The organism is Lysobacter yangpyeongensis (assembly GCF_042655745.1).
Lineage (GTDB): Bacteria > Pseudomonadota > Gammaproteobacteria > Xanthomonadales > Xanthomonadaceae > Agrilutibacter > Agrilutibacter yangpyeongensis.
The window spans coordinates 404,408-429,197 of record NZ_JBHSNM010000002.1; the positions used below are offsets into that span (position 1 = coordinate 404,408).

General features: G+C 69.2%; 29 protein-coding genes. 16 read left to right on the forward strand and 13 right to left on the reverse strand.

Going from position 1 to position 24,790, the window contains the following annotated elements; all coding sequences use genetic code 11:
• The first annotated feature begins 92 nt into the window (after positions 1-92).
• The 8 genes from rph (at position 93) to pepQ (ending at position 7,666) form a co-directional block, all read left to right on the forward strand.
• Complete coding sequence (gene rph, locus ACFPN1_RS08630) at positions 93-821, forward strand: ribonuclease PH (protein ID WP_386754470.1); 729 nt, start codon at positions 93-95, stop codon at positions 819-821.
• 140 nt (positions 822-961) lie between these two features.
• Positions 962-1,354 carry a VOC family protein gene (locus ACFPN1_RS08635; RefSeq protein WP_386754471.1) on the forward strand — a complete coding sequence of 131 codons (393 nt, stop codon included), beginning with the start codon at positions 962-964 and terminating at the stop codon, positions 1,352-1,354.
• Positions 1,351-1,962, forward strand: a complete 612-nt coding sequence (rdgB, locus tag ACFPN1_RS08640) for an RdgB/HAM1 family non-canonical purine NTP pyrophosphatase (protein WP_386754473.1) — start codon at positions 1,351-1,353, stop codon at positions 1,960-1,962. Before ACFPN1_RS08635 ends, rdgB begins: the two co-directional genes overlap by 4 nt.
• A 2-nt stretch (positions 1,963-1,964) precedes the next feature.
• Positions 1,965-2,264 carry an antibiotic biosynthesis monooxygenase family protein gene (locus tag ACFPN1_RS08645; RefSeq protein WP_386754474.1) on the forward strand — a complete coding sequence of 100 codons (300 nt, stop codon included), beginning with the start codon at positions 1,965-1,967 and terminating at the stop codon, positions 2,262-2,264.
• Complete coding sequence (gene hemW / locus ACFPN1_RS08650; RefSeq protein ID WP_386754475.1) at positions 2,261-3,460, forward strand: radical SAM family heme chaperone HemW; 1,200 nt, start codon at positions 2,261-2,263, stop codon at positions 3,458-3,460. Before ACFPN1_RS08645 ends, hemW begins: the two co-directional genes overlap by 4 nt.
• Positions 3,461-3,595: 135 nt before the next feature.
• A complete protein-coding gene (locus tag ACFPN1_RS08655) occupies positions 3,596-5,893 on the forward strand; it encodes a DUF1631 family protein (RefSeq protein ID WP_386754476.1) in 2,298 nt (765 codons plus the stop codon).
• Positions 5,890-6,234: a PilZ domain-containing protein gene (locus ACFPN1_RS08660; RefSeq protein WP_386754477.1), complete on the forward strand. Its 345-nt coding sequence runs from the start codon at positions 5,890-5,892 to the stop codon at positions 6,232-6,234. Before ACFPN1_RS08655 ends, ACFPN1_RS08660 begins: the two co-directional genes overlap by 4 nt.
• 100 nt (positions 6,235-6,334) lie before the next feature.
• The gene (gene pepQ, locus ACFPN1_RS08665) at positions 6,335-7,666 is read left to right on the forward strand and encodes a Xaa-Pro dipeptidase (RefSeq protein WP_386754478.1); all 1,332 of its coding nucleotides are present in this window, start codon (positions 6,335-6,337) and stop codon (positions 7,664-7,666) included.
• A 37-nt stretch (positions 7,667-7,703) separates the two neighbouring features.
• On the opposite strand, the gene ACFPN1_RS08670 is transcribed toward pepQ, so the two are convergent.
• Entirely contained in the window at positions 7,704-8,129 is a 426-nt protein-coding gene (locus ACFPN1_RS08670; protein ID WP_386754480.1) for a hypothetical protein, read from the reverse strand.
• Positions 8,130-8,276: 147 nt separating this feature from the next.
• On the opposite strand from ACFPN1_RS08670, the gene ACFPN1_RS08675 reads away from it, so the two are divergent.
• Positions 8,277-8,849, forward strand: a complete 573-nt coding sequence (locus tag ACFPN1_RS08675) for a manganese efflux pump MntP (RefSeq protein ID WP_386754481.1) — start codon at positions 8,277-8,279, stop codon at positions 8,847-8,849.
• A 13-nt stretch (positions 8,850-8,862) separates the two neighbouring features.
• Here ACFPN1_RS08675 and ACFPN1_RS08680 read toward each other — a convergent pair whose 3' ends face one another.
• The gene (locus ACFPN1_RS08680) at positions 8,863-9,633 is read right to left on the reverse strand and encodes a lytic transglycosylase domain-containing protein (protein ID WP_386754482.1); all 771 of its coding nucleotides are present in this window, start codon (positions 9,631-9,633) and stop codon (positions 8,863-8,865) included.
• A 184-nt stretch (positions 9,634-9,817) separates the two neighbouring features.
• Between ACFPN1_RS08680 and ACFPN1_RS08685 the strand changes: the two genes are divergently transcribed.
• The 4 genes from ACFPN1_RS08685 (at position 9,818) to ACFPN1_RS08700 (ending at position 12,831) form a co-directional block, all read left to right on the forward strand.
• Positions 9,818-11,047: a coiled-coil domain-containing protein gene (locus ACFPN1_RS08685; RefSeq protein WP_386754483.1), complete on the forward strand. Its 1,230-nt coding sequence runs from the start codon at positions 9,818-9,820 to the stop codon at positions 11,045-11,047.
• A gap of 176 nt (positions 11,048-11,223) precedes the next feature.
• Positions 11,224-12,024: a thiol:disulfide interchange protein DsbA/DsbL gene (locus ACFPN1_RS08690; RefSeq protein WP_386754484.1), complete on the forward strand. Its 801-nt coding sequence runs from the start codon at positions 11,224-11,226 to the stop codon at positions 12,022-12,024.
• A 127-nt stretch (positions 12,025-12,151) separates the two neighbouring features.
• A complete protein-coding gene (locus tag ACFPN1_RS08695; protein ID WP_386754485.1) occupies positions 12,152-12,361 on the forward strand; it encodes a dodecin in 210 nt (69 codons plus the stop codon).
• A gap of 158 nt (positions 12,362-12,519) precedes the next feature.
• Entirely contained in the window at positions 12,520-12,831 is a 312-nt protein-coding gene (locus ACFPN1_RS08700; protein WP_386754486.1) for a hypothetical protein, read from the forward strand.
• A gap of 75 nt (positions 12,832-12,906) precedes the next feature.
• On the opposite strand, the gene ACFPN1_RS08705 is transcribed toward ACFPN1_RS08700, so the two are convergent.
• Positions 12,907-13,380 carry an Lrp/AsnC family transcriptional regulator gene (locus ACFPN1_RS08705; protein WP_386754487.1) on the reverse strand — a complete coding sequence of 158 codons (474 nt, stop codon included), beginning with the start codon at positions 13,378-13,380 and terminating at the stop codon, positions 12,907-12,909.
• Positions 13,381-13,535: 155 nt separating this feature from the next.
• On the opposite strand from ACFPN1_RS08705, the gene ald reads away from it, so the two are divergent.
• Positions 13,536-14,654, forward strand: coding sequence for an alanine dehydrogenase (gene ald, locus ACFPN1_RS08710; protein ID WP_386754488.1), 1,119 nt, complete (start codon positions 13,536-13,538; stop codon positions 14,652-14,654).
• 438 nt (positions 14,655-15,092) lie between these two features.
• Here ald and ACFPN1_RS08715 read toward each other — a convergent pair whose 3' ends face one another.
• On the reverse strand, positions 15,093-16,403 hold the full coding sequence (locus ACFPN1_RS08715) for a DUF763 domain-containing protein (RefSeq protein ID WP_386754490.1): 1,311 nt from the start codon (positions 16,401-16,403) through the stop codon (positions 15,093-15,095).
• Positions 16,404-16,676: 273 nt separating this feature from the next.
• Between ACFPN1_RS08715 and ACFPN1_RS08720 the strand changes: the two genes are divergently transcribed.
• Positions 16,677-17,558, forward strand: coding sequence for a DUF6689 family protein (locus ACFPN1_RS08720; RefSeq protein ID WP_386754491.1), 882 nt, complete (start codon positions 16,677-16,679; stop codon positions 17,556-17,558).
• Positions 17,559-17,685: 127 nt separating this feature from the next.
• Positions 17,686-18,216, forward strand: coding sequence for a tetratricopeptide repeat protein (locus tag ACFPN1_RS08725; protein WP_386754492.1), 531 nt, complete (start codon positions 17,686-17,688; stop codon positions 18,214-18,216).
• 169 nt (positions 18,217-18,385) lie between these two features.
• Here the strand turns inward: ACFPN1_RS08725 and ACFPN1_RS08730 are convergent, their stop codons facing one another.
• From ACFPN1_RS08730 to ACFPN1_RS08770, 9 genes are all read right to left on the reverse strand, one after another.
• Entirely contained in the window at positions 18,386-19,354 is a 969-nt protein-coding gene (locus ACFPN1_RS08730) for a lipase family protein (protein WP_386754493.1), read from the reverse strand.
• A 210-nt stretch (positions 19,355-19,564) separates the two neighbouring features.
• Positions 19,565-20,566 carry a diguanylate cyclase domain-containing protein gene (locus ACFPN1_RS08735; protein WP_386754494.1) on the reverse strand — a complete coding sequence of 334 codons (1,002 nt, stop codon included), beginning with the start codon at positions 20,564-20,566 and terminating at the stop codon, positions 19,565-19,567.
• A gap of 107 nt (positions 20,567-20,673) precedes the next feature.
• Positions 20,674-21,441 (reverse strand): YiiX/YebB-like N1pC/P60 family cysteine hydrolase, encoded by a 768-nt coding sequence (locus ACFPN1_RS08740; RefSeq protein ID WP_386754495.1) that lies wholly within the window; start codon positions 21,439-21,441, stop codon positions 20,674-20,676.
• 34 nt (positions 21,442-21,475) lie between these two features.
• Entirely contained in the window at positions 21,476-21,919 is a 444-nt protein-coding gene (locus tag ACFPN1_RS08745) for an EF-hand domain-containing protein (RefSeq protein WP_386754496.1), read from the reverse strand.
• Positions 21,920-22,018: 99 nt separating this feature from the next.
• On the reverse strand, positions 22,019-22,657 hold the full coding sequence (locus ACFPN1_RS08750; RefSeq protein WP_386754848.1) for a DUF1801 domain-containing protein: 639 nt from the start codon (positions 22,655-22,657) through the stop codon (positions 22,019-22,021).
• A gap of 5 nt (positions 22,658-22,662) precedes the next feature.
• Positions 22,663-23,010, reverse strand: a complete 348-nt coding sequence (locus ACFPN1_RS08755; protein ID WP_386754497.1) for a hypothetical protein — start codon at positions 23,008-23,010, stop codon at positions 22,663-22,665.
• Positions 23,007-23,417 (reverse strand): VOC family protein, encoded by a 411-nt coding sequence (locus ACFPN1_RS08760; RefSeq protein WP_386754498.1) that lies wholly within the window; start codon positions 23,415-23,417, stop codon positions 23,007-23,009. The genes ACFPN1_RS08755 and ACFPN1_RS08760 overlap by 4 nt, the downstream gene beginning before the upstream one ends.
• Positions 23,418-23,440: 23 nt before the next feature.
• Positions 23,441-23,932, reverse strand: coding sequence for a helix-turn-helix transcriptional regulator (locus ACFPN1_RS08765; protein WP_386754850.1), 492 nt, complete (start codon positions 23,930-23,932; stop codon positions 23,441-23,443).
• A gap of 104 nt (positions 23,933-24,036) precedes the next feature.
• Positions 24,037-24,669, reverse strand: coding sequence for a DUF1801 domain-containing protein (locus ACFPN1_RS08770; protein WP_386754499.1), 633 nt, complete (start codon positions 24,667-24,669; stop codon positions 24,037-24,039).
• Between the last annotated feature and the right edge of the window lie 121 nt (positions 24,670-24,790).

Below are 24,790 nucleotides of genomic sequence, written 5' to 3' on the forward strand. Positions count from 1 at the left end.
ATGCCATTGCAGGCCCGGCGCGCCGGGCTGCGCCTCGCCGCTGAACGAGACGGCGGGCGGTGACGCCCGGCGCCGCTGCTAGACTGCGCACGATGAATACCCCCCTGCTCCGCCCCAGCGGCCGCGCCGCCGACCAGCTGCGCGACGTGCGCATCGAACGCGGCTACACGCGCCACGCCGAAGGTTCCGTGCTGGTCAGCTTCGGTGATACGCGCGTGCTATGCACCGCCAGCGTCGACGAAAGGGTGCCGCCGTTCCTGCGCGGCAAGGGCGAAGGCTGGGTCACTGCCGAGTACGGCATGCTTCCGCGCGCCACCAACACCCGCAACGATCGTGAAGCCGCGCGCGGCAAGCAGGGCGGGCGCACGCTGGAGATCCAGCGCCTGATCGGTCGCGCGCTGCGTGCGTGCATCGATCGCAAGGCGCTGGGCGAACGCACCATCACCCTCGACTGCGACGTGCTGCAGGCCGATGGCGGCACGCGTACTGCGGCCATCACCGGTGCGTATGTCGCGCTGGTCGACGCGGTGCGCTGGATGCAGGCACGCAAGCTGGTCGCGACCAGCCCGGTGTTCGGCGCGGTCGCGGCGGTCTCGGTGGGGATCTATCGCGGCACGCCGGTCCTCGACCTCGACTACGCCGAGGACAGCGACTGCGACACCGACATGAACGTGGTGATGAACGACGGCGGCGGCTTCATCGAGCTGCAGGGCACGGCCGAGGGCCACGCCTTCCGCCGCGAGGAACTCGATGCCCTGCTCGGCCTGGCCCAGGCCGGCATCGCCACCCTCATCGCCCGGCAGCGCGAGGCCCTCGCGTAGGGCGGGCTCCGGCCCGCGGCCCCGCACGTCCGCGCAGCACACACCCGCGTCCACTCCGGCACTCGCCGGAGCGGGCCGCAGATCCCGTTTGAGTAGTTCGCAAACCCCATGGCGGGCCCGGCCCGCCCTACCGGATGTCCATGAAGCAACATCTAGCCAACATCGCGCTGCTCGTCGGCGACTACGACGAAGCCATCGCCTGGTACACCCAGACGCTCGGCTTCACCCTGCTGCAGGACACCGACCTGGGCGACGGCAAGCGCTGGGTGCGCGTGGCCCCGCCCAATGCCACCGGCACCGCGCTGCTGCTCGCGCGCGCCGACACCGAGGCGCAGCGCACGCGCATCGGCGACCAGGTCGGCGGGCGCGTCGGCTTCTTCCTGCATACCGATGACTTCGCCCGCGACCACGCCGCCATGAGCGAGCGCGGCGTGCGCTTCTCCGAGGAGCCGCGACACGAGCCGTACGGCACGGTCGCGGTGTTCGTCGACCTGTACGGCAACCGTTGGGACCTGATCGAGCTGCACGCGTGAATACGGCGCCGACCAGACTGGTGATCGCGAGCAGCAACCCGGGCAAGCTGGGCGAATTCCGCGAACTGCTCGACGACGCGGGCTATGCCTTCGTCACCCAGGGCGAACTCGGTGTCGCGGACATCGAGGAAACCGGGCTCAGCTTCGTCGAGAACGCCCTGCTCAAGGCACGCAATGCCGCACGCGCGACGGGTCTGCCGGCGCTGGCCGACGATTCGGGCCTGTGCGTGGATGCGCTCGGCGGTGCGCCCGGACTGTATTCGGCCCGCTACGCCGGCGAGCCCAGCGACGCACGCGCCAACATCGCCAAGCTGCTCGACGCGATGCGGGACGTGCCGCGCGCACGGCGCACCGCGCATTTCGTCGCGGTGATCGTGCTGTTGCGCCACGCCGACGATCCGCAGCCGCTGATCGCCGAGGGTCGCTGGTCCGGTTTGATCCTCGATGCGCCGCGCGGGGACGGCGGCTTCGGCTACGACCCGGTGTTCCTCGATCCGGAAAACAATCTGTCCGCGGCCGAATTCGAGCCGGCGGTGAAGAACCGCCTCAGCCATCGCGGTCGCGCGCTGGAAGCGCTGCGGCAGAAGCTCGCGGATACGCCGCTGTAGCCATGTTCGTCGTGGTCTGGGAATACGAAGTGCGTCCGGGCAGCGAAGCGGCCTTCAGCGCGCTGTACGGCGCCGACGGCGACTGGGTCGCGCTGTTCCGCGAACACGCCGGCTACCTCGGCACCGAACTGCTGCGCGATGCCGGCGCCGACAACCGTTTCGTGACGATCGATCGCTGGCGCTCGCAGGCCGCCTACGAAGCCTTCCTCGCCACCGCGAAGGCGCGTTACGCGCAGATCGACGCCCGCGGCGACGCGCTCACGACCGCGGAACGCCGCATCGGCTGGTATAGCGGCACATGAGCGAAAACACCGCCACCGCCATTGAATCGAGCGCAGGCGAGAGCGGCACGCTGCATCCGCCGCCGCTGTCGCTCTACGTGCACCTGCCGTGGTGCGTGCGCAAGTGCCCGTACTGCGACTTCAACTCGCACGAAGGCCGCGGCGCATTGCCGTTCGCCGCCTACGTCGACGCGTTGCTGGCCGATCTCGACCACGATCTGCCGCTGGCGTGGGGCCGCACGATCCAGACCGTGTTCTTTGGCGGCGGCACGCCCAGCCTGTTCCCGCCGGAGGCGATCGATCGCCTGCTGCAGGGCGCGAGCAGCCGCCTGCGCTTCGCGCCGGGTTGCGAGATCACCCTGGAAACCAATCCGGGCACCGCCGAGCACGACCGTTTCGAGCTGTACCGCGCCGCCGGCGTGAACCGGCTCAGCTTCGGCATCCAGAGCTTCGACGACGCTTGCCTGCGCCGGCTCGGCCGCATCCACGACAGCGGCGAAGCCGAGGCCGCCGTGAAGCTGGCGCAGGACGCCGGCTTCGACAACATCAACCTCGACCTGATGTACGCGCTGCCGGAGCAGACGCTGGCGATGGCCGAGCGCGACCTGGAACGCGCCTTCGCCCTGCAACCGGCGCACGTGAGCCACTACCAGCTCACGCTCGAACCCAACACCGTGTTCGCCGCCAGGCCGCCGGCGGGCATTCCCGACGACGACGCCAGCTGGGACATGCAGGAACACTGCCAGGCGCTGCTGGCGGCGCACGGCTACGCCCAGTACGAGGTCAGCGCCTACGCACGCCCGGGGCGCCAATGCGCGCACAACGTCAATTACTGGCGCTACGGCGACTACCTGGGCATCGGCGCCGGCGCCCACGGCAAGCTGACCCTGGGCCACGACGGCAGCATCCTGCGGCGCTGGAAGATCAAGCATCCGGCCGCGTATCTCGCATCGGCGGGCCGACCGGAAGCGATCGGCGGCGACGACCGCATCGAACCGGAACGTCGTCCGTTCGAATTCATGCTCAATGCGCTGCGCCTGGTGGACGGCTTCGATCTCGGCCTGTTCACACTGCGCACGGGCCTGCCGGTGGACGCGATCGCCCCGCAACTGCACGCGGCGGTCGCCAACGGCTGGCTCGCGATCGACGCGGGGCACGCGCGCCCCACCGACACCGGCCGCCGCTTCACCAACGACCTGATATCGCTGTTTCTCTGACGCCGGCGACGCGGATGCGCGAATGGCCGCATCTGGCGCGATTTTTGCGTTGCTTCCGGAGGTCGCTGCTGGCAGCCATGCCACGGCCGTGATTAAGATCGCGGTCTCCACTCCGGGCGGCCCGGGAAAGGATGCATGTCGGTGACCTTCGAACACTCAGCCCTGCACCTCACCCTGGCCTCCGTGCAGTTGCCGCGTCGCGTCCGGCGGGCGCTGGAGCAGGTCTACAACCTCGCGGCCGACGAGATGGCACGGGCGCTGGAACGGATGCTGGCGGAATTCGAGCAGCAGCAGTTCCGCCTCGCCGACCAGGCCGCCAATCCCGGGTTGCAGCAGGCCTACTTCGACACGCTGCGCCTGGTCCGGCAGAACCGCGCCGACCTGATCCCCGAATTTCTCGGGGGCCTCGAGGCCGCGCTCGCCAGCATCCGCGAACCGCCACAGCCGGCCGGCAAGACCACCGGTCACCTGCACTTCGGCAACTTGCGCCTGGTCGAGGAGCACGAGCTGGACGAGGACGCCGTGCTGCGTTCGATCGCCGCGCGCCACGAGTCCCGCACCAGCCTGCCGCTGCATCTGCTGGGCCAGCGTTTCGGCGTGCTCGCCGGCACGCCGGCGTTCGAAGCCGAGCGCCTGCCGGTCGGTCCGCGCCAGCTGGGCGAGATCCTCGCCCGCTCCAGCCGCGTGCTGCAGATCGACCTGCAGCCGCGCCTGGACCTGTTCCGCTGCTTCGACCACTACGCGCTCAACGGTTACGCGCAGCTGGTCGAAGCGATGAACGCCATGCTCGCGCGCGAGAACATCCTTCCCAATCTCGCCTACGTGCCAATCCGCGTGCGGCCAGCCGTGCAGTCGGAACTCACCGGTGAGGCCGGTCGCGAGCGCCGTGAGCAGGCGCTCGCGGCGCAACGGTCCGGCGCCGCCACGCGCAACATGCCGTACACCGGCTGGTTCAGCGGCGACGAAGGCGCGCAGGAGGGTCCGGAGAGCTTCACCCTGCTGCAGGAAATGCTGGCTTCGCGCCGTGACCTGTTGAACAAGCTCACGCCCGGCAACAACAACGCCGATTCGGCCGCGCGCCGGCAACTCAGCACGGACGACGTCATGCAGGCGCTCGCGCGCATGCAGGCGACGCCGCGCGATCCTGCCGGTGAAACCTCGCGCCCGCGCAGCGTGCACGATGTCCGCCAGGCCCTGCTCGCGCAGAGCCGGCAGAGCCAGGGGCAGGCCACCGCGCTGTCCCGCGAGGACAACGACGCGTTCGAACTGCTGGCGATCCTGCTGGCGGAAATCCAGCGCGAACTGCGCCAGGACGCGCCCGGCAACCGCCTCGTGCACAAGCTGGTGGTGCCGCTGCTGCGGCTGGTGCTGAAGGACCGCGGCTTCTTCGTCCAGCAAGGCCATCCCGCGCGCCAGTTGCTCAATGCGGTCGCCGAATCCGGCGCCAACTGGGTCGGCGACGACGAAGTCGACACGCAACTCAACGACCAGCTCAGCCATGCGGTGGAAGACGTGGTCGCGCACTACCAGGGCGATACCAACGTCTTCGACGCCGCCAACCAGCGCGTGCAGCAGCACCTGGGCCTCATGGCCCGCCGCGCCGAAGTCGCCGAGCGCCGTCATGTCGAAGCCGCGCGCGGCAAGGAAAAGCTGGAACTGGCCAAGCGGCGCGCCACCGAAGTGATCGCCGGGATTTCCGAGGGCCACAAGCTGCCGCGCTTCGTGCAGACGCTGCTGGCCAATTCGTGGACCGACGTGCTCACGCTGGTGGTGCTGCGCAACGGCGAGGACTCCGAAGAGTGGCAACGGCAGGTCGAAGCCACGACGGCCATCGTGCACGCCACGTCGCTGAACCAGCCGACCTCGCCGCCTCCGGGCCTGGCTGCGCAGATCGAGCATGCGCTGACGCTCGTGGGCTACCACAGCGACGAGGCCGGCGACATCGCGCGCCGCCTGACCGCCAATGTGGACGACGACGAAACGGATTCGGCCTCGCGCACCGAACTGGCGATGCGCCTGAAGGCGCGTGGCCGGCTCGGTCAGGAAAGCGTCGCGGAGAAGCCGCCGCTGCCGCCGCGCAACGAGCGCGAGCAGGCCGCCTACGACATGCTGCGCACGCTGCCGTTCGGCGCCTGGTTCGAATTCATCACCAACCAGCAGGGCGACGTCGTGCGCCGGCGCCTGTCCTGGTACAGCCCGATGACCGATCACGCGCTGTTCGTGAACCAGCGCGGCCAGCGCGTGGGCGAGCAGTCGCTCGACAGCCTCGCTCGCATGCTCGCCAGCGGCCAGATGCGCATCGTCACGGTCGAACACAGCAGTTTGGTCGATCGCGCGTGGCACAGCGCGCTGGGCGTGCTGCGCGGTTTCGTCAGCGGCAAGCACGCGGCCGATGCGCCTGCCGGCGAGCCACATCCCGGAGAAGAGGCATGAAGGAATTCCGCCGCAGCCGTCGCCGCCAGGTGGCCGAGATCATCCACGTCACCGACAGCATGACGGAAGTGGTGATCGGGCACGTCGGCAACGTGTCCGAGAGCGGCATGCTGGTGATGTCCAACGCCCCACTGGTGGTGGACGCGCTCTACCAGCTGCGTTTCGCCCTGCCGGACGGCATCTCCCGGCTCGCCTTCGAAGTCGGCGCGCACCTCCTCTGGCGCGACCAGGCCAGTGCACCCGGGCAGGCGTGGACGGGTTTCCGCTTCATCACCATGAGCGACCAGCAGATGCAGCAGCTGCGCCGCTGGATCGACGCACCGGGCAGCCACTACGCCTGAATCGCACTGCCGGCGATGCCGGCAGACTCGGCCAATCCGCGTGCCGGCGACAGCGCGCGTGCGCCGTAGAATGCGCCAACCCCCACACGGTTGACCGCGCATGAGCCCCAAGAGCGACATCGCCGCGCTGTACGCGCAGCATCAGGACATCCTGCAGCAGCGCACTGCCGAAGCCCTGCAACGCGGCGGCTTCGAGCACCTTGTCGTGCCCAGCGGCACGCTGCATTACCAGGTATTCGACGATCGCGACTATCCGTACGCCGTCAATCCGCAGTTCAAGGCCTGGGTGCCGCTGACGCGCAATCCGGGCAGCTGGCTGGTCGCCACGCCCGGGCAGCGGCCGAAGATGATCTACCTGCAGCCCTTCGACTACTGGCATGCCGTGCCGGAAGCGCCGAACGGCTACTGGACCGAACACTTCGACATCGTCGTGATCCGCACGCCCGAGGAAGCGCAGCAGCACCTCCCGCGCGATCCGGCGCGCTGCGCCATCCTCGGCGAGCCGCAGGGCACGCTGGGCGCCTTCGCACCGAACAATCCGCCGGCGGTGATCGCCTATCTGGAATACCAGCGCGCCTACAAGACCGCCTACGAGGTCGCGATGATGCGTGAGGCCTCGCGCATCGGCGCGCGCGCGCACCGCGCGGCCGAGCGCGCCTTCCGCGCCGGCGCGAGCGAGTTCGGCATCCACCTCGTGTATTGCCAGGCCGCGCTGCAGGATGCGAACGACCTGCCCTACAACAACATCGTCGCCCTCAACGAACACGGCGCGGTGCTGCACTACACCGACCGCGATCGCCTGCCGCCGAAGGACAGCCGCAGCTTCCTGATCGATGCCGGCGCCAGCTTCCACGGCTACGCCTGCGACATCACCCGCACCTATGCACGCGATGCTGCCGGCGAATTCCAGGCCTTGGTCGACGCGGTGGACGGCGCCCAGCAGGCGATGTGCGCGCAGGTCCGCGCCGGTTTCGATTACCGGCAATTGCATCTCGATGCGCACCTGGCACTGGCGCGCATCCTCAACGACTTCCGCCTGATCAACGTGTCGGCCGAAGTCGCGGTGGAAACCGGCGTGAGCGGCGCGTTCTTCCCGCACGGCATCGGCCACGGCATCGGCCTGCAGGTGCACGACGTCGCCGGCTTCGCGCAGAGCGACCGCGGCGGCACGATTCCCAAGCCTCCGGGCCATCCCTACCTGCGCCTGACGCGGACGCTCGAAGCGGGCATGGCGGTGACCATCGAGCCGGGCCTGTACTTCATCGACATGCTGCTCGAGGAGCTCAAGGACAAAGGCCTGGGTCCGAGCGTGAACTGGGAGCGCGTCGCGGCGTTCAAGCCGTTCGGCGGCATCCGCATCGAAGACGACGTCGTGTGCACCGACGGCGATCCGCTCAACCTGACGCGCGAGCAGTTCGCCGCGCTGGGCTGAGTCGTGCTGGCACGGGTCGCATCGGCGACCCGTGCGTTCAATGCGCGGTCGGCGCCGGCTCCGCCGCAACGACCGGCGCGGATATCGTGCGCTCGAGCCGCTCCTCTTCCAGCAGGCGCAGGTAATCGTCGAGGCTGTGACCGGCCGCCGCGGCTTCGCGCGTGGCCGCCGTTTCGATCGCGGGCGAAAACGTCAGCGTCAGCGTCTGGCCGGCCTGTTCCTGCACCGCGACGACATGCCGGAGCATCGCCAGCGTCATCGCCGCGCTCGACGTGCGTGCGGCGACCTGCCCGCCCAGCACCGTCAGCCACTCGCCGTCGCGCCAGCCCGCGCCGCCGATGCTGTTGCCATCGGCGGTTTCCAGTTGCGCGTGCGGCTGCAATGCTCCGCCCAGGCGGCGGATCGGGCGGCGGGGTTCCTTCTTCCGGCGCGTGTCGCGCCGGAGTTTCGAATTCCTGGACATGGGGATCTCGCTGGCGCGTCGTGGGCCGCCCGGGCCCCACATGCTACGCGTTGCGCTGCATGCGCGCGCCCGATCCGCCGGACTCGGTCATCGCGCTCCCCGCGCAACCGGGCGATCATGGCGCCCTTGCCACGCCGCCGGCACGCGATGAACCCACTGTCGATCCTCCTCATTGGTCTGGCCATGTCCACCGATGCCTTCGCCGCGGCGATCGGCAAGGGGGCGGCGATGACGCGACCGCGCCTGCCGCAGGCGCTGCGTGCGGGCCTCGTCTTCGGCGTGGTCGAAGCCATCACGCCGGTGATCGGCTGGCTGCTGGGCACGGCGACGGCGCGCTTCATCGAGGCCTGGGACCACTGGATCGCCTTCGCCCTGCTCGCCGCGCTCGGCCTGCACATGATCTGGCAGTCGCTACAGCCCGCCGACGACGAAGTCGCGACCGAGGCCAGCAACGGCGGCAGCCTGCTCAAGCTCGCCATCGCGGGACTGGCCACCAGCATCGATGCCATGGCGGTCGGCGTGAGCCTCGCCTTCGCCGACGTCCACATCGCGGTGATCGCGCTCGTCATCGGCCTGTGCACGTTCACCATGGTGACGCTGGGGATCATGCTCGGCCAGGCGCTGGGCACGATCATCGGCCGGCGCGCCGAACTGGCCGGCGGCGTCATCCTGATCGCCGTGGGCGCGGCGATCCTCTACGAGCACCTCGGCGCCGGCTGATCCGGCCGCGTGTTCAACTGCGCGCGGACGCGCGACGCAAGGCCGTGCGGTAGCGCGCATGCAGCGCCTGCACCTTGTCCACGTACAGGCGCGTTTCGGCGTACGGCGGCACGCCGCCGAAGCGGTCCACCGCGCCGGTGCCCGCGTTGTAGGCGGCGGCGACCAGGGCCATGTCGCCGCGATAGCGGCGCATCAGCGCCTTGAGGTGCCGGGCCGCGCAATCGATCGACTGGGCGGAGGAGAACGGATCGGAGACGCCGTATTCGCGCGCCAGCGTCGGCATCAGCTGCATGACACCCTGCGCGCCCTTGGGCGAAACGGCGCTCGGATCGAAGCCGCTTTCGGCATGCGCGATCGCGCGCAGCCAGGCTTCGTCGACACCGTTGCGCCGCGCGGCGGCGCGGAACTGCGTGCGGAACGCATCCAGGCGCGGCCGCCCGACCGATCCCAGGCCCGCATGCGCCCACGAATCGCGCGGCGCCTGCAGCGAGACCACCGAATCCACCTGCTTCCAGCCCGGCAACGCGCGCGTGCTGATCACCCTGCGACCGTTGATGCGCCCTTCGTAGTGCGGCGCACGCACCGGCCCGAGCTCGCCCCAGAAATTGGCGACCTTGGCCTTGCGGTCATCGACATGGCGCGGCGTGCAGCGCGAGCCCGGTTCCGGCGCGGTGGCCAGGCTCAGCGTGTCGTCGCGCATGCATTCGTACACGGTTCGGGCCGGAGCGAATGCAGGCAACGCCAGGAGCAGCAGGCCGGTGGCGAGGGCGGAACGCCGGAGCATGCGCGCACGCTAGGCCCGGCACGGCCGCTGCGGCGTGAAAGTGCCCGGCAAGCCCGGATTTGCCCTGCTCAGTCGGCACGCCCAGCGCAGGCTGAACACGCATCGGCCGCAGCGCCGATTATCAGAGTGGATTAAGCGCGTTCGCCGCTAACTGCCCAGCAGCAACCTACGCAGGTAGACGGACATGAAGACGATGCACACCTCGCTGTCGGGCCGCGCGATCGCGCTGGCACTGGCGATCAGCCTGGCGGGCCCGGTGTTCGCCCGCGACCGCGGCCCCGAGCAGCAGCAGGAGCAGAAGCGCGAGGAACACAAGCGCGAAGAACACAAGCAGAGCAAGGCCACCCACGCGCCCCGCCACGATGCGCGCCCGGTACAGGCGCAACCGCAGGCACGCGAAGCCGCGCAGGTCCGCGCGGCGCATCAGCGCGAAGCGATCCAGCGCGAGCAGGCCCGCGAGCAACGCACTCAGGCGCAGCAGGCACGCATCCGCGAACAGATGCGCGACCGGCAGGAGCGCGCGCGTGAACGCCAGCAGGACAATCGACTCGAAAGCAGCCGACTCGAAAGCAGCCGGCGCGAAAGCATCGAGCGCGCGCGTACCGAGCGGCAACGCGAAGCCGCCCAGCATCTGGCCACGCAGCGCAACGAAGAACGCCGCGCCGCCCTCCGCCGCAACGACGACCAGCGCGAACGCGCAACAGCACGCCTGGCCGAAGAGCGCCGCAACCAGGCCCGCATCGCCGAGCGCGACGCGCGACGCCGCGAAGTCCTGCGCGATGCTCGCGATGACGATGCGCGCCGCGCGGCACGCCTGTCCGAGCAGGAACGCCAGCGTCGCATCGCGCTGCAGCGCAAGCGCGTCGAGCAGTACCGGCGCGAGACCGAAGCGCGGCAGGCGGCCGAACGCGCGCGCCTGCGCAATCTCCAGCACGAGCGCCGCCTGCGCCAGTACGGCTACCAGCAGCGCTACTGGCAACGCCAGCGCGAACTGCGCAACCGCTGGTACGCGCGCAACTACAGCTACGCCAACGACCCGTTCTACTACACGCCCGCCAGCTACCGGTACCAGCGCGGCAGTCGCTGGTATTCGGTCAACCGCTATGCGGCGGACCTGCTGCAGCAGGCAGTACGCCTGGGCTACGACCAGGGTTACCGTGCCGGCGAAGCCGACCGCCTCGACGGCTGGCGCTACGACTACCGCAACAACTTCGCCTACCTCGACGCCAACTATGGCTACTACGGCTATTACGTCGACCAGAGCGAGTACAACCACTACTTCCGCGAGGCGTTCCGCCGCGGCTACGAGGACGGTTACGGACGCGGCTATCGCTACGGCCGCTACGACGACGACGGCAGCTACGTGATCCTTGCCTCGGTGCTGCAGGCGATCCTCAACCTGCGGCCGTACTGATCGCCACGCGACACCGATCGCACACACGACGCAGACGCCCGGTATGACCGGGCGTCCTGCTTTTGCGCGAGCGTGCCGATCGGAGCCGGGATTCGCGCCATCCGCACGTCGCGGCTATCCTTGCCCCCCGCATGGCGCACCGCGCCGTCGATCCCGTCCACGCAGAGATTTCCTCCATGAATGTGCGCCTGGCTTCCCTGCTTCTCATCGCGCTGACTCTGGCCGCCTGTTCGCAACAGCAGGCGCCCGAAGCCACGACTCCCGCCGCGACGCCGGCGCCCGCCGCCACCGCGCCCGCGGACACGGCCGCCACGCCGGCGACCGCTGCGGCTCCGGCACCGGTTGCGGCCGAACCGGAGCCCCCCAACAACAATCCGATCGTGCCGCCGCAGGGCCCGGCGCCCGTCGTCGGCACCGATTACGAGGAAATCTCCGGCGGCCAGCCGTACCAGCCGCTCGACGGCAAGATCGAAGTCGTCGAAGTGTTCGGCTACGTGTGCCCGGCCTGCGCCAGCTTCCACCCCGCCGTGAGCGCATGGGAGAAGAAGCTGCCGGCCGACGTGCGCTTCACCTACGTCCCCGCGCCGTTCGGCCCCGAGTGGATTCCGTATGCGAAGGGCTTCTACGTCGCCGAGTCGATGGGCCTGGTGAAGCGCTCGCACGACGCGCTGATCAACGCGATCCACGTGACGCACACGATGCCCGGCGAAGGCGACAAGCCCGACGAGCAGAAGATCGCCAACTTCTACGCCGGCTACGGCGCCGATCCCGCGCAGTTCCTCGCGCAGATGAACAGCTTCGCCGTGAGCAGCAAGATCAACCGCGGCAAGCAGTTCATGATGCGCAGCGGCGTGGAAGGCACGCCGACGCTGATCATCGACGGCAAGTACCGGGTGACCGGCGGCCGCAGCTGGGAAGACAAGCTGCGCATCGCCGACCACCTGATCGCGATGGAGCGCGCGGCAAACGCGCGCTGATACCCGCGCCTCGACAGGCAACCGCAACGGCCGGGCGCGATCGCCCGGCCGTTTTCGTTTCGGCGCAGTGACCGGACGCGACCCGGGCCGGCGTTGGTTGAAGGTGCCTGCCCCGCGGAGCGCCGTCATGACCGACCACGTCTACAAGTCCCTCGAACTCACCGGCTCGTCGAAGACGGGCAGCGACGACGCGATCCGCACCGCGATCGAACGCGCGTCGATATCGATGCGCAACATCCGCTGGTTCGAGGTCCTGGAGACGCGCGGCCACGTCGAGAACGGCAAGGTCGCGCACTGGCAGGTCACGCTGAAGGTCGGCTTCACGCTCGAGGAGTGAGCGGCGCGCTTCGCGATGGCAGCGGTCCCTGGCACGCAGGGACCATGCCAGCCCCGTTTCGTTTCCAGCCAGCTTGGCCGGACTACCCTCGCCCGGGCTGCGCGCACGCGCAGCGCCAAGACAAACAACAACGACACGGACGTCGGCGAGGGAGAGCGATGCATTCCATCGATACGGCCGACGACGGCCTCGATCCGGTGATCGACGCGCGCCTGCGCGAACTGGAAGCCGAGATGCCGCACCTGTCCACGCGCGAGACCAACATGTTTGCGCTGGCCAATGCCTGGGCGGAGCGCCACGACGCCATCCTGGCGCTGGCGTCCCCCGAACTGCGCGACGAAGTGGAAGCGCGCCTGGCGCGCATCGGCGTGCGCTGGGGCGTGATGCCCGGCAGCCGCGTCACCCTCGGGTTCCGCGTCGAAGACATCGAACAGCGTGCGAAAGCGCGCAGACGGGCGCGACGTTCCTGAGCGACTCGGGAATGTAGCGGCGCCGGTGCTCGCGCTTTCGCGCGATCGCACGCAGCGCGGCAATGCGTCGCGTCGCTACACCGGCAGCGCCGTGGTCTTCTTCACCGTGCGCAGCGCCAGCGTCGACTGCACGCGCACCACGCCGGGCAGCTGCGTGAGGATCTCGGTGTGGATGCGTTCGAAATCCGCCGAATCGGCATACGCCACGCGCACCATGTAATCGGCCTGGCCGGCGAGCAGGCAGCACTCGGTGACTTCCGGATGCTGCTGGATCGCCGCCTCGAACGCGTCGAGCGCCGCGCGCCCCTGCTGGTCCAGCGTCACCAGTACGAAGGCGGTGCCCGGCAGGCCCGCCGCCTTCTCGTCGAGCAGCATCACGTAGCGCGAGATCAGCCCGGCTTCCTCCAGCAGCTTGACCCGGCGCAGGCACGCGGACGGCGACAGGTTGATCCGCTGCGCCAGCTCCTGGTTGGTCAGCCGGCCGTCCTCCTGGAGCAGGCGCAGGATGGCGCGGTCGCGGTCGTCGATGGGGGGCTCGAAAGTTCGCACTTTGTTCGACCAATAGTCAGATTCACGAACAACAATGCGACAAACGGCCGCCGGACTCAACAAAATTCGCGACAAAATGCGCAATCCTTCGTCCATACTCCCCGACCTCAAAGCGTCGGGATGCCCGGCGCCCACCCAGCCGCGAGAACCCAGTCATGCGTATCGGCGTACCGAAGGAAATCAAGAACCACGAGTACCGCGTCGGCCTCATTCCGTCGTCGGTGCAGGAGCTCGTGCACCACGGCCATGAAGTGCTGGTGCAGACCGGCGCGGGCCTGGGCGCCGGTCTGAACGACGCCGACTATGTCGCCGCCGGCGCGAAGATCATCGACAGCGCCGACGAGATCTTCGCCAGCGCCGACATGATCGTGAAGGTGAAGGAACCGCTGGCCGAGGAGCGCAAGAAGCTGCGCAAGGGCCAGATCCTCTTCACCTATCTGCACCTCGCGCCCGACGCGCCGCAGACGAAGGACCTGATCGACTCGGGCGCGATCTGCATCGCGTACGAAACCGTCACCGCGCCGAACGGCTCGCTGCCGCTGTTGACGCCGATGTCGGAAGTCGCCGGCCGTCTCGCCCCGCAGGTCGGTGCGCATTCGCTGGAGAAGGCCCAGGGCGGCCGCGGCGTGCTGCTCGGCGGCGTGCCGGGCGTGCCGGCGGCGGAAGTGGTGATCCTCGGCGGCGGCGTGTCGGGCACGCACGCGGCCACGATCGCCGTGGGCATGGGCGCGCAGGTCACCGTCGTCGACCGTTCGGCCGATGCGCTCAAGCGCCTGGCCGCGCAGTTCGGCACCTCGATCTCGACCGTGTTCTCCACCCGTTCGGCCATCGAGGAACTCGTGCGCCGCGCCGACCTGCTGATCGGCACCGTGCTGGTGCCGGGCGCCGCCGCGCCGAAGCTGGTCACGAAGGAAATGGTCAAGACCATGAAGCCGGGCGCGGTGATCGTCGACGTCGCCATCGACCAGGGCGGCTGCGTGGAAACCTCGCACGCGACCACGCATGCCGATCCGACCTACGTCGTCGACGGCGTCGTGCACTACTGCGTGGCGAACATGCCGGGCGCGGTCGCGCGCACCTCGACCTTCGCGCTCAACAGCGTCACCCTGCCCTTCACCCTGGCGCTGGCCAACAAGGGCTGGAAGCAGGCGCTGGCGCAGGACGTGCACCTGCGCAACGGCCTCAACGTCTGCGAAGGCAAGGTCACCTGCGAGCCCGTCGCCCAGGCGCACAACCTGGCCTACGTGCCGGCGGAAACCGCGATCGGCATGTAAGCCGGACGTCGCGCCGCGATACAGGAAGGGACGGGCACTGCCCGTCCCTTTTCTTTTGCCGACAGTCGTCGCCCTGCAGCTGCCGCCGAACCTCGGCAGCAGAACGCGCCGCAGCCCGCGCTTCGGGGGTGCGATCGATCAGCGCTGCGCGACCTGCCACACCTTGGGCGTTACGACGATCAGCAGTTCGGCTTTTCCTTGTTGTTGCCCTTCTTCTTGTCGAAGTCGCGATCGCCACGGTTGCGATGAGCGCTGCCCGTCGGGAGGGGGTGCGGAGAGCGGATCAGGATGATCCGCGGCCCGACTTGAAGGCATGGATGCCGTCAGGGGGCGCAGCACCCCCTCCCGACGGGCAGCGCGTCCCGCCGAAGCCGCAGATCCGGCTGCAGAGTGCGATCGCGATGCAGCGCGCTGCGTTCGCGCAAAGCGAACGGAGAATCAGCAAGAACGCGCCGAAGCCTTCTTGCCTGGTACGACACCCGGTTCCGCTTCCCGCGCCGGTTCCCAGCCGAAGATGCTGCGGCCGCCATGGCCGTGCGAATCGCGGCGCTCCTGCGCGATGAATTCGTCCACGGTCGGGCCCTTTGCAGTGCGCTCCAGTTCGCGCGCCTGCGCATCGAGGCGACGCAGCGCGGCCAGTTCCTCGTCGCGTCCGAGCTTCGCGTTGCCTACCGCCGATTTCAGCACGGCGATGGTGCGATCCATCACCCTGGTCGGCACCGGAAACGGATGGCGGTCCTTGCCACCGTGCGCGAGCGAGAACCGCGCCGGATCGGTGAAGCGGCACGGCGTGCCGTGCATGACTTCGGCGACCAGCGCCAGCGCGCGCACGGTGCGCGCACCGACGCCCGGCACCTGCAGCAGTTCGGCGAAATCGCGTGGGCCGCACTCGGCGGCGGCCGCCAGTGCGCCGTGCAGTCGGCGCACCACGACGTCGGACGCACGCACGTCGTGATGGTCCGGCAGCGTCAGATGCGGCAGCAGCGCCAGCTGCGTGCCCGTTTCCGGCGGCGTCTGCGCGCTCGCGATCGCACGCGAGTCCGCTTCGATCCGGGCGAATTCGCGCGCGATCGCCTCCGGCGCCATCGCGCCGAGCAGTTCGAGTTGCGCCGAACGCGACCGCTGCGCGCGCGCATCGGCGAGATTCACGATGCGGCCCTGTGCGGGCCCGTCGATGGCTGCATGCGGATCGTCGAGAAAGCCCGTCAGCCCTTCCGACAGCCAATGGTAGCGGCGCGCCTGCCGGCGTTCGCCGTTCATGCCCTGCTGCACCACGACCCAGCGGCCGTCGTCGGCGACGATGAAGCCGTGCAGATACAGATCGAATCCGTCCTGCACCGCTGCGCTGTCCACCTTCGCCACCATCCGGCTCGCCTGCGCCAGGGCGGAACCATCGAAGCCGACGCGTTCACCGACCGCCACCAGCTCGCCCGGCGTCGCGCGCGAATGCCGGCCGCGTCCACCGCAGACATGCAGGCCGAGTTCGCCCGACAACGGCGCCAGCCCGCGCTTCAGCGCACCGATCACGCTGGTGGTGATGCCCGAGGAATGCCAGTCCATTCCCATCACCGCGCCGAAGGACTGGAACCAGAACGGATGCGCCAGGCGTCGCAGCAATTCGTCGCGCCCATACTCCAGCACGATCGCCTGGCACAGCACCGCGCCCAGCCGCGCCATGCGCTGGGCCAGCCAGTGCGGCACGCGACCGCCGTGCAACGGCAGGTCGGCGCTGCCGGATCGTCGGGTCATGGACGGGCTCCCTTCTTCACCGCTCCATCATGCGGCGGCGGGTTCTCATGGCGCGCGACGCGGCGCGGGCCACGCTGAAGGGTTCATCGCTTCACTCGCGGGGGCCTGCGCGCATAGCGAACGCCTGCCATGCCGTCAGCGGGACCGTCCGTCGGCCCTGCGGCGGTCGGGAGCGGCCCGGGCTTGCCGGGGCGCAACCGGCGGGATTAGAACGCGTCAGGGCCGGGGCGCGGACGCCTCGCACACGGATCGTCGGCTCGGGGGGAACGCTGCATGAGACTGTCGGCCATCGCATGGACTGCCGTCGTATCGCTGTGCCTGGTGGCTTCGAACGCCGCCGCGCAGGGCACCACGGACCTCGCACTGATTCCGCCCACGCAGACCATTTCCGGCCTGCTGCCGGTTTCGGTCACCGCAGCGGACAACCATGCCGAAGTGCGCGTGGGCCTGACGCTGCTGCCGCTGGCGGAGGTGTCGCTGGACTTCCAGGACGCGAGCGGGCTGAGCCCGGCCAGCCTGGGCGCCACCGCGCAGTTGGTCGACCTGCTCGACCAGGCCCTGCTCTCGCGCCTGCCGGACCTGGGCCTCACCGGCCTCACCAATACCTTGCCGCTGCTGCTCACGATCGAACCGCCGGCCAACGGTGGCCTGTCCTTCCGCAACACCGGGCGGATGGAGATCCACACGCATCTGTTGCCGTACAACGCGGGCACGTCCTTGCGCGTGTTCAAGGCATCGCTGGGCGGTCCGTTCCGGGATGTCACCGATGAAATCGCCCCGGGCAGCGTGCGGGCACGTACCACGTACGGCGGCTTCTCGCAGTTCCTGATCCTGATCGACCTGCGCAGCACCGGCACCGTGATCGCGCAGAAGCTGCAGTGGCTGCGCGACATCACCGCGCAGTTGCCGTCGGGCGAACAGCCGCCGTTCCAGGCGCTGATCGACCAGGTGGAAACGCAGGTCGCCGCCGAGGACTACGCGGCGGCACTCGCTTCCATCGAAGCGATCCGCAGCCGTGCCGAACAGCGCGCCGGCGTCTACCTGCCCAACGAATGGCGAGCCACGCACGACACCCACAACTTCGCCGGCGAACTGGTGGCCACGGCCAACACGCTGCGCTTCAGCGTGCGCTACCTGCGCGATTTCGGTCAGTAGGCGCGGGCTTGCGGGGCGCGTGGCATGCGGCCCGGGATCGAACCGGGTCCGGGCACCGGCTAGACTTGAGTACCGCCGGGCCGCCGTGGAGCGCCACGCCCTGCGCGTCACTCAAAGGGGAAATGCAATGACGAAACGCTTTACGGCGGCCGCCGCCGCGGTCCTGTTTGTTGCCGGCATCGGCGTCGGCTATGGCGCCAAGCTCCGGCCCACGCCCGCCACGTACCAGAACAAGGCCCCCGCGGACGCCGGCAAGGCGCTGCTGGAGCTGGCCCTGGTCCAGTCCGGCAAGAACGGCAGTTGGGAACGCATCGGCGCCGGACGCGTGTATTACCTCGGCGGAATGAAGGCCGAAGGCCAGGCCGTCTTCGACGCCATCCTCAATGGCAAGCACGAGGACAGCGACGTGTACCGCATCGCACGCGTGTATGCCGAAGCGGGCGAATGGGACAAGGCGAAGCCCCTGTTCGACCGTTTCCTCGCCGCCAATCCCGAAGACGCCAAGGGCCTGGCTGAGGTCGGCGCGTACTACATGCTGCATGGCGACCGCGCGACCGCCGAGAACATGTTCGCTCGCGCGCTGGAGCTCGAAAGCGACGACCCGTGGATGAGCGAACACATGGCCGGCGCTTATCTCGGCGTGCGCCCGCAGGAGTAAGTCGACCGGATCGTCCGCAAGGGCCGGCTTCGTGCCGGCCCTTGCGTTTTTCGCGGTATCAGAGGTCAGAGCATGTCGCCACAGGTCGGCGCCGTACGGACATATCGCCGTAACGCGGAACCGGGCGATCGCCAGCATCGTTTCACCGGATGCCCGCCCTCGTCGCCCGTCACGCCGGCGCCAACTCCGCCGCCGGCGCGGGATGCCGCAGCGCACGCTCGTATGCCATGTGCTCGCGCATCTTCTCGACCCAGCGCACCGGCGCCGTCGTCGGCGGCGGGGTGCTGAGCATGGTCCAGGACGGCTCGACGTAATCGGGGAACGTGCCGTTCCACTGCTGCGGATTCAGCGGCAACGCGTTGGCGAGCACGGTGGTGAGGTTGACGATGGAATGCCGCGACAGTTCGTGCGGGAACCATTCGCCCTGCACGTAGAACGAGGTGAGGAATCCCTCGCCGACGGTGCGATAGCCGAACGCATCGGGCGGCAGCGACGGCACGTAGTCCCAGTAGTTGTACACGCGGATGCTGTTGGCCGCGGGGATCGTCGCCTGGTAGGCGCTCTGCCAGCTGTCGGTGCCGACCATCGGACTGGCGAAGTTGATGTTGAGCGCAGGCATGGGCTGACTGATCGCCACATCCAGCGAGAACAGCTGGCTCAGCGCGGCGCCGAGGCTGTGTCCGGTGACGTACAGCTGCGTCGGCCGGTACTTCGCAAGCAGTGCGAACAGCTGCTGCCGCATCGACTGCGTCATGCTGCCGCCCTTGCCGTCGTAGATGCCGTAGAAGCCCGAGGCCACGCGCGGCGTGGGGCTGATGCTGCCCGAGGTCGGCTGGAAGTCGGTGGTGAGGAAATGCACGTCCTCCCACGCATCCAGATCCGAATCGGTGCCGCGGAACGCGAAGATGAACGTGCCCGAATCGGTCTGCGACTGGAACACCAGTCCGTATTTTTCCTCGGAACCAGTGCTGAGGATCGCGTCCCAGCCGGTCCAGCCGGCCACCTGCGTATAGCCCTGCGGCGGAACGCTCGGTCCGCCGCTGTAGTAGGCATAAGCGGCTTGCGAAGCGGCGGCGAGCGCGAGGGTCAGCGTGGTGTCGAGCGTAGGCTGCGCGGAAACAGCGGTGAGTTTGTTCACGGAATCCTTCCTTGTGGTCGTGAGGCACGGCCGCTGCTATTGCGACGCGTCATGCGGTCCGCACCGGGTCTGCTTCAGATGGGATCGGGATGCCGTCGCCGGGCGAGGGACGTCCCGTCGCGAGCATAGGACGCCGCGCGCGGCGGCGACAGTGACCCGTCGCGTGCGGACGCCGACGCGTGCTCGCGCGCTGCGCACCGCAACGCGCGCTCAGTGCCGCAGGGACGGCGTCTTCCGTCGCGCCTGCGCCGGTCGCGTGCGGCGCGGCGGCGGTCCCGCATCGGGCTGATGAAACTGCACGCGATTGCGTCCTTCGGCCTTGGCGCGATAGCACATCTCGTCCGCGAGCCGCAGCACGTCGCGCGGCGCCAGGCCACCGGTGCGGAACGGCACCACGCCGATGCTCGCGCCCACGGTGAACTCGCGGTCGACCCAGCGGAAGCGGAATGCTTCCACCGCGGCGCGGATGCGCTCGGCGACTTCCTCGGCCTCCGCGGGCTCGCAGTGTTCGAGCAGCACGGCGAATTCATCGCCGCCCAGCCGCGCCAGCATGTCGTGGTCGCGCAGACTGCGTTGCAGCAGCGCCGACAACACGCGCAACAGCTCGTCGCCGGCGACGTGGCCGGCCGTGTCGTTCACCGCCTTGAAGCGGTCCAGGTCGAGATACAGCAGCGCGTACGGCGTGCCGTGGCGCGCGGCATGTTCGGTCGCGCGTTGCAGGTGCGATTCGAAGGCGCGCCGGTTGAGCACGCCCGTCAGCGCATCGTGGGTCGCGTGGAAGGTGAGTTCGTCGGTCATCCGCTTGGCGGCGGTGACGTTGCGGAAGGCGATCACCGCGCCGGACGGTTGCTGGGCGCGATCGAGGATCGGGGCGATGCCCGCGTCGACGAGTACCTCGTGCCGGTCGCGCCGCACCAGGCTGGCCACTTCGCCGCTGGCATCGCGACCCGGCGCGAGCAGGTCGATGCTGCGACCGTGCGAATCGTGCAAGGCCAGCACTTCATGCAGCGGCCGGCCCAGCGCCTGCGCTTCGGTCCAGCCGGTCAGGTGCATCGCGCCGAGGTTGAGGTCGGTGATGCGGCCGTCGCGATCGACCAGCACGATGCCGTCCGGCAGCGCGCGCAGCGCATCGAGCACCTGCGCAAGCCGCGCTTCCGCGCGCGCGAGCCGTTCGCGCAACGCTGCTTCGGTGGATTCAGCAGGATCGTCCATGGCTCGCGGTCGCCGGTGCCCGATCGTGGACGCTAGGACCGCGGGCGAAAAGACGAGGTGATGGCAGCGCCCGGCACGCCGTCGGATCGCGCGTTTTGCGCACGCCGTCACGCTCCGGCGGGGCGCGATTCCACGGGACGCGGCGCATCGCCCCAGGCCAGCCGGTGCGGATCGAAGCCGTCGTCCAGCAGCGGCTTGACGATGCGGAAGTACGGCGAGACGTCGAAATCGCGCGGCACGAACAGCGCGTAGTTGCGGATGTGCAGGATCTCGCGGCGCGCGCGCTCGGCACCGGGGCGCCACGGAATCGATTCGACTTCCGGCAGGATCGGATAGCGGATGCTCGCGAACGCCTGCGCCAGCAGCGTCGAGCAGATCGCGCGCGTCGGATCGCCGCTGCCCAGCGCGATCAGGCGGCGCCGCCAGCGCCCCGGCACCGGCAGGGGCACGAGGTAACGCGCCAGGTCGAACAGGTTGCGCAGGTCGTACGCATAACCCAGGCGCGCCTGCAGGAAGCCGATCAGCGCGTCCACGTCGGCGGCCGACAGCCCGACGGGACGGCAGATGCGCGCGTGCAGGGGATGGAACGCGCTCAGCGGCACCAGGCGTACGCCGGCGACGACATCGGCTTCGATCAGCATCGCCTCGCCGCCGCAGCGATCGCCCACGAACAGCGCCGCGTGCGACCAGGTCGACTGGGTCAGGTACTTGATCGCGGTGGCGACGCGACTGGTGCCTTCCACCAGCAGGACATCGCCGACCTGCAGCACGCCGGACAGATCCTCCGCCACGGTCGGAGGCAGCAGGCTGTGCCCTTCGCGCGGCGCCGACAGGTAGCGGGCGAGCCGTCGCCCGAGTGCGTCCAGCAGGGTCATGCGTGGCCGGCAGCGGTCGGAAGTCCGGTGCAGCCTAGCGCGGCGTGGCGACGATGGGGATGCCGAAGCCCGACTTCATCTCCGCGAGGTCGAGGTAGCCGTCGCCGTTGCCGTCCAGCCGCGCGAACTGCATTTCGCCGTTGCGGCGCAGCTCCTCGTCGCTGAGCTCGCCGTCGCCGTTGCCGTCGGCGATGCGGATGCGGTCCGCGGCCGACGGCATGCCGTCCTGCTGCGGGCCGAAAATCGCATCGAGTTCCTCGGCGGTGATGCGGTTGTTGCGGTCGCCGTCCAGCTGCGCGAACAGGTTGCTGCTGCCGTACTCGCTTGCGTCGACGCGCCCGTCGCCGTTGCTGTCGAGCGCTTCGAAATGTTCGGTGGCGGTCGCGGCGAGCGCCTGCGCGAAGCAGGCATTGGCGGGCATGGACAGGGCAACGAGCGCCAGTGCGCACGCGCAGATACGCGGGAAGGTCGTGTTCATGGCAGTCACCGGGCGCGGTCCTCCGGCGGGGAGTTCCAGCGTGTGCGCAGCCACGTCAACAGCGGATCAAGCCCGCGCGCGACGGGGACGCGCGCGTGGCTACGCGCGCGAACCCCGGCTCTTCGCCACCCGGTGCGTGGTGTTGTAGGCAATCGCCGCGCGCAGCAGGCGCGCGAGCGCCGCCGTGTCGATGCGGTCGCCTTCGCGCAGGTCGATCGCGCGCCACTTGCCGCCGTCGAGTCCGGCATTGAACAGGCCGTCCGGATCGTCCAGCTGCGCGCCGTGGAAGAAGGTCAGCTTCACCTTGTCCTTGTGCGGATTGGCCAGCACGTACATGCCGGCGTGCGACCACACCGGCGTGCCCATCCACTTCCATTCCTCGACCACGTCGGGATCGACCTCGTGAATGAGCGCGCGGATCTGCGCGAGGCGTTCGCCGCGCCAGTCGCCGAGTCCGGCGATGCGTTCGTCGATGCGCTGCGACGCGCTGGCGCCGCCGAGGCCTGGCGGCTTGCGGGCGGCGGTCCGCAGGGATTCTGCGGCGACGGGCTGCTTCGCCGCGGGCTTTTTCGTTGCGATCTGCGTCGCGGCAGGCTTTTTTGTCGCGGTCTTCTTCGCCGTAATCTTCTTCACTGCAGTCTTCGTCGCTGCAGCTTTTTTTGCCGCTGCCTTCTTCGCTGCAACCTTCTTCGCCGCGGTCTTCTTCGTCGCGACCTTCCTCGTCGAGCCGACGGTCATCGTGTTCACTCCATGAATGCGGGGGATTGCGGATTTTCGCCGGCGGCTTCGCGCCTGCCGCGCGACTTGCCCAGGTACGGCAGCGCGAACAGGTACAGGCCCGTGAGCAGCAGCAGGGCGAGCGGGATCAGCGTCGCGACGCCGACCCAGGTGGCGATCGCGCCCTTGCCGAGGACGACGAAATTGGCGATCACGCACAGCGTGAAGGTGATCGACAGCCAGCGGTGGAACTGGCGGATCCAGCGATTCGTATTCACTGCGTTCTCCTTTTCGCCCGGTCCCGGTTTGGCCTCGCGCTCGCCGACGGCGGGCAGCGGCGCCTGGCCGTTCCTGAAATAGCGCGCGCCGCTCATGCCGGTCGTGCCTGGATCATCTTCCAGCCGTTGCCGGACGGATCGCGGAAGCTGGCGTCGACGCCGCCGTAGCGCTCGACCGGTTCCTGGGTGAATTCCACGCCGCGGGCGCGCATCTGCTCGAAGGCGGCGCGGCAATCGCCCACCACCAGCACCAGCGGCGGCATCGCGCCCTTCGCCACCAGTTCGCGCAGGCTCTGCACGGTGGCGGCATCGAGCGTCGGCTGGTCCGGCGCGAACAGGCCGAGCTGGAACGACGGCTGCTCGGGATGCTGCACTGTCAGCCACCGATAGTCGCCGTTGCGCGCATCGGTATGCACGCGGAAGCCGAGCTTGTCGACATAGAACGCGCAGGCTTCGTCCTGATCGCGCACGTACAGACCCACTACTCCGACACCCTGGCTCATTGCCGCTCCCTGATTTTCGACCGTCATTCGGACGCGCCTTTTATAGCGGCGGCCTCCTGCCGGCGCTTCTCCGAAACTGCGATGGTGAGGTCCGGCCGCTCGGCCGCGCTGAGGAAGCAGCCCGGCACGCGTTCGCGCTGCTGCGGCTCGGCCTGCACACGCGCACGCAGTTCGCCCGGGCTCTCGCCGGTGACGTCGCGGAAGGTGCGGCCGAAGGTGCCCAGACTCTTCCATCCGGTCTGGAAGGCGATGTCGATGATCGGCAGATCGGTGTCGCGCAGCAGGGCGCTGGCGCGTTCGATGCGGCGGGTGAGCAGGTAGCGGTGCGGCGGCAGGCCGAAGGCCTCCTTGAACGAGCGTGCGAAGTGCGCCTCCGACACGCAGCTCACCTGCGCGAGCCGCGCGACCGGCCACTCCTCGTGCGAAGCGGCGTCCATGCGGTCCTTCGCGCGCAGCAGGCGGCGCAGCAGTTCGGGGTCCTGCCCGCTTGCGCGCAGCGGCGGTGCGGATGTCATCGCTTCGGTGCGAGGCACCGACGCGTCCGGGGAACGGAGCGTCGGATCGCACTCGCGATCGTCCATCGCCTCGCCCGCCGAATCGCTCATCGATTCGATCCTCGTCATTTCGCCATCCAGCCCGGCAGGGCACTGGCCTGCGCCACCCACGCGACGAACTGCGCCTCGTCGATCGCGTCGTCTTCGCGGATATCCAGGTAACGCACGTCATCCTGCTTCGAGGCGCCCGGTGGCTGCGGATGCAGCGAAGCGCCGCGGAAGAACGCCACTTTCACGTAGCGGTCGTAGCAGTGGTAGCTGAGGAACCAGCCGCGCTCCGCGACGCCGTAGAAGGGCGAGTTCCACTTCACCGCCTTGCGCACGCCGGGAACGGCGCGGGTGATGAGGTCGTCCAGGCGCCGGCCGATATCGCGCTTCCATCCCGGCATCGCGGCGAGGTAGGCCTGCACCGGCGCCTCGCCCTCGCCCTTGGCGATCTGCGGGTTGCCGCCGGCGAGGAGCCGGGGTTTGGTTGCTTCGGCGGGTGCCTGCTGCTTCGCGGCCGTGGTGGGCGCGGGCCTTTTTGTCGCGCCCTTTCTGCCCTGGGCCTGGATCGTCGCGCGCTGTTTCGCCGCACGCTTCTTCGTTGCGGCCTTCTCGCCGGTGATTTGCATCGCCGAATGCGGTTTCGCCGCGACCTTCTTCGCGGCCGTCCGTTTCGGCGCCGTTGCCGGCGTGCGGGAGGTCTGGGCGGGCATGGCGGTTCCTTTCGAGATGCGCTGGCGCTCCGAGGTCGCAACTTAGTGGGATCCGTTGCGGCATGCACGGCGTGTGTTGGCGGCGCGCGCGAATGGCGACCCGTCGTCCGCCCGGGCGTCA

What these genes read in the sequence shown, in the direction of transcription:
- ACFPN1_RS08645 (WP_386754474.1), top strand. Translation starts at nt 1,965, where the DNA reads ATGTTCGTCGTGGTCTGGGAATACGAAGTGCGTCCGGGCAGCGAAGCG.
- ACFPN1_RS08670 (WP_386754480.1), bottom strand. Translation starts at nt 8,129, where the DNA reads ATGTCCAGGAATTCGAAACTCCGGCGCGACACGCGCCGGAAGAAGGAA.
- ACFPN1_RS08765 (WP_386754850.1), bottom strand. Translation starts at nt 23,932, where the DNA reads ATGACATCCGCACCGCCGCTGCGCGCAAGCGGGCAGGACCCCGAACTG.
- ACFPN1_RS08685 (WP_386754483.1), top strand. Translation starts at nt 9,818, where the DNA reads ATGAAGACGATGCACACCTCGCTGTCGGGCCGCGCGATCGCGCTGGCA.
- ACFPN1_RS08750 (WP_386754848.1), bottom strand. Translation starts at nt 22,657, where the DNA reads ATGACCGTCGGCTCGACGAGGAAGGTCGCGACGAAGAAGACCGCGGCG.
- ald (WP_386754488.1), top strand. Translation starts at nt 13,536, where the DNA reads ATGCGTATCGGCGTACCGAAGGAAATCAAGAACCACGAGTACCGCGTC.
- ACFPN1_RS08720 (WP_386754491.1), top strand. Translation starts at nt 16,677, where the DNA reads ATGAGACTGTCGGCCATCGCATGGACTGCCGTCGTATCGCTGTGCCTG.
- ACFPN1_RS08770 (WP_386754499.1), bottom strand. Translation starts at nt 24,669, where the DNA reads ATGCCCGCCCAGACCTCCCGCACGCCGGCAACGGCGCCGAAACGGACG.
- ACFPN1_RS08725 (WP_386754492.1), top strand. Translation starts at nt 17,686, where the DNA reads ATGACGAAACGCTTTACGGCGGCCGCCGCCGCGGTCCTGTTTGTTGCC.
- ACFPN1_RS08755 (WP_386754497.1), bottom strand. Translation starts at nt 23,010, where the DNA reads ATGAGCGGCGCGCGCTATTTCAGGAACGGCCAGGCGCCGCTGCCCGCC.
- ACFPN1_RS08745 (WP_386754496.1), bottom strand. Translation starts at nt 21,919, where the DNA reads ATGAACACGACCTTCCCGCGTATCTGCGCGTGCGCACTGGCGCTCGTT.
- ACFPN1_RS08690 (WP_386754484.1), top strand. Translation starts at nt 11,224, where the DNA reads ATGAATGTGCGCCTGGCTTCCCTGCTTCTCATCGCGCTGACTCTGGCC.
- ACFPN1_RS08740 (WP_386754495.1), bottom strand. Translation starts at nt 21,441, where the DNA reads ATGACCCTGCTGGACGCACTCGGGCGACGGCTCGCCCGCTACCTGTCG.
- ACFPN1_RS08655 (WP_386754476.1), top strand. Translation starts at nt 3,596, where the DNA reads ATGTCGGTGACCTTCGAACACTCAGCCCTGCACCTCACCCTGGCCTCC.
- ACFPN1_RS08660 (WP_386754477.1), top strand. Translation starts at nt 5,890, where the DNA reads ATGAAGGAATTCCGCCGCAGCCGTCGCCGCCAGGTGGCCGAGATCATC.
- ACFPN1_RS08735 (WP_386754494.1), bottom strand. Translation starts at nt 20,566, where the DNA reads ATGGACGATCCTGCTGAATCCACCGAAGCAGCGTTGCGCGAACGGCTC.
- rph (WP_386754470.1), top strand. Translation starts at nt 93, where the DNA reads ATGAATACCCCCCTGCTCCGCCCCAGCGGCCGCGCCGCCGACCAGCTG.
- pepQ (WP_386754478.1), top strand. Translation starts at nt 6,335, where the DNA reads ATGAGCCCCAAGAGCGACATCGCCGCGCTGTACGCGCAGCATCAGGAC.
- ACFPN1_RS08700 (WP_386754486.1), top strand. Translation starts at nt 12,520, where the DNA reads ATGCATTCCATCGATACGGCCGACGACGGCCTCGATCCGGTGATCGAC.
- hemW (WP_386754475.1), top strand. Translation starts at nt 2,261, where the DNA reads ATGAGCGAAAACACCGCCACCGCCATTGAATCGAGCGCAGGCGAGAGC.
- ACFPN1_RS08695 (WP_386754485.1), top strand. Translation starts at nt 12,152, where the DNA reads ATGACCGACCACGTCTACAAGTCCCTCGAACTCACCGGCTCGTCGAAG.
- ACFPN1_RS08680 (WP_386754482.1), bottom strand. Translation starts at nt 9,633, where the DNA reads ATGCTCCGGCGTTCCGCCCTCGCCACCGGCCTGCTGCTCCTGGCGTTG.
- ACFPN1_RS08760 (WP_386754498.1), bottom strand. Translation starts at nt 23,417, where the DNA reads ATGAGCCAGGGTGTCGGAGTAGTGGGTCTGTACGTGCGCGATCAGGAC.
- ACFPN1_RS08635 (WP_386754471.1), top strand. Translation starts at nt 962, where the DNA reads ATGAAGCAACATCTAGCCAACATCGCGCTGCTCGTCGGCGACTACGAC.
- ACFPN1_RS08715 (WP_386754490.1), bottom strand. Translation starts at nt 16,403, where the DNA reads ATGACCCGACGATCCGGCAGCGCCGACCTGCCGTTGCACGGCGGTCGC.
- ACFPN1_RS08675 (WP_386754481.1), top strand. Translation starts at nt 8,277, where the DNA reads ATGAACCCACTGTCGATCCTCCTCATTGGTCTGGCCATGTCCACCGAT.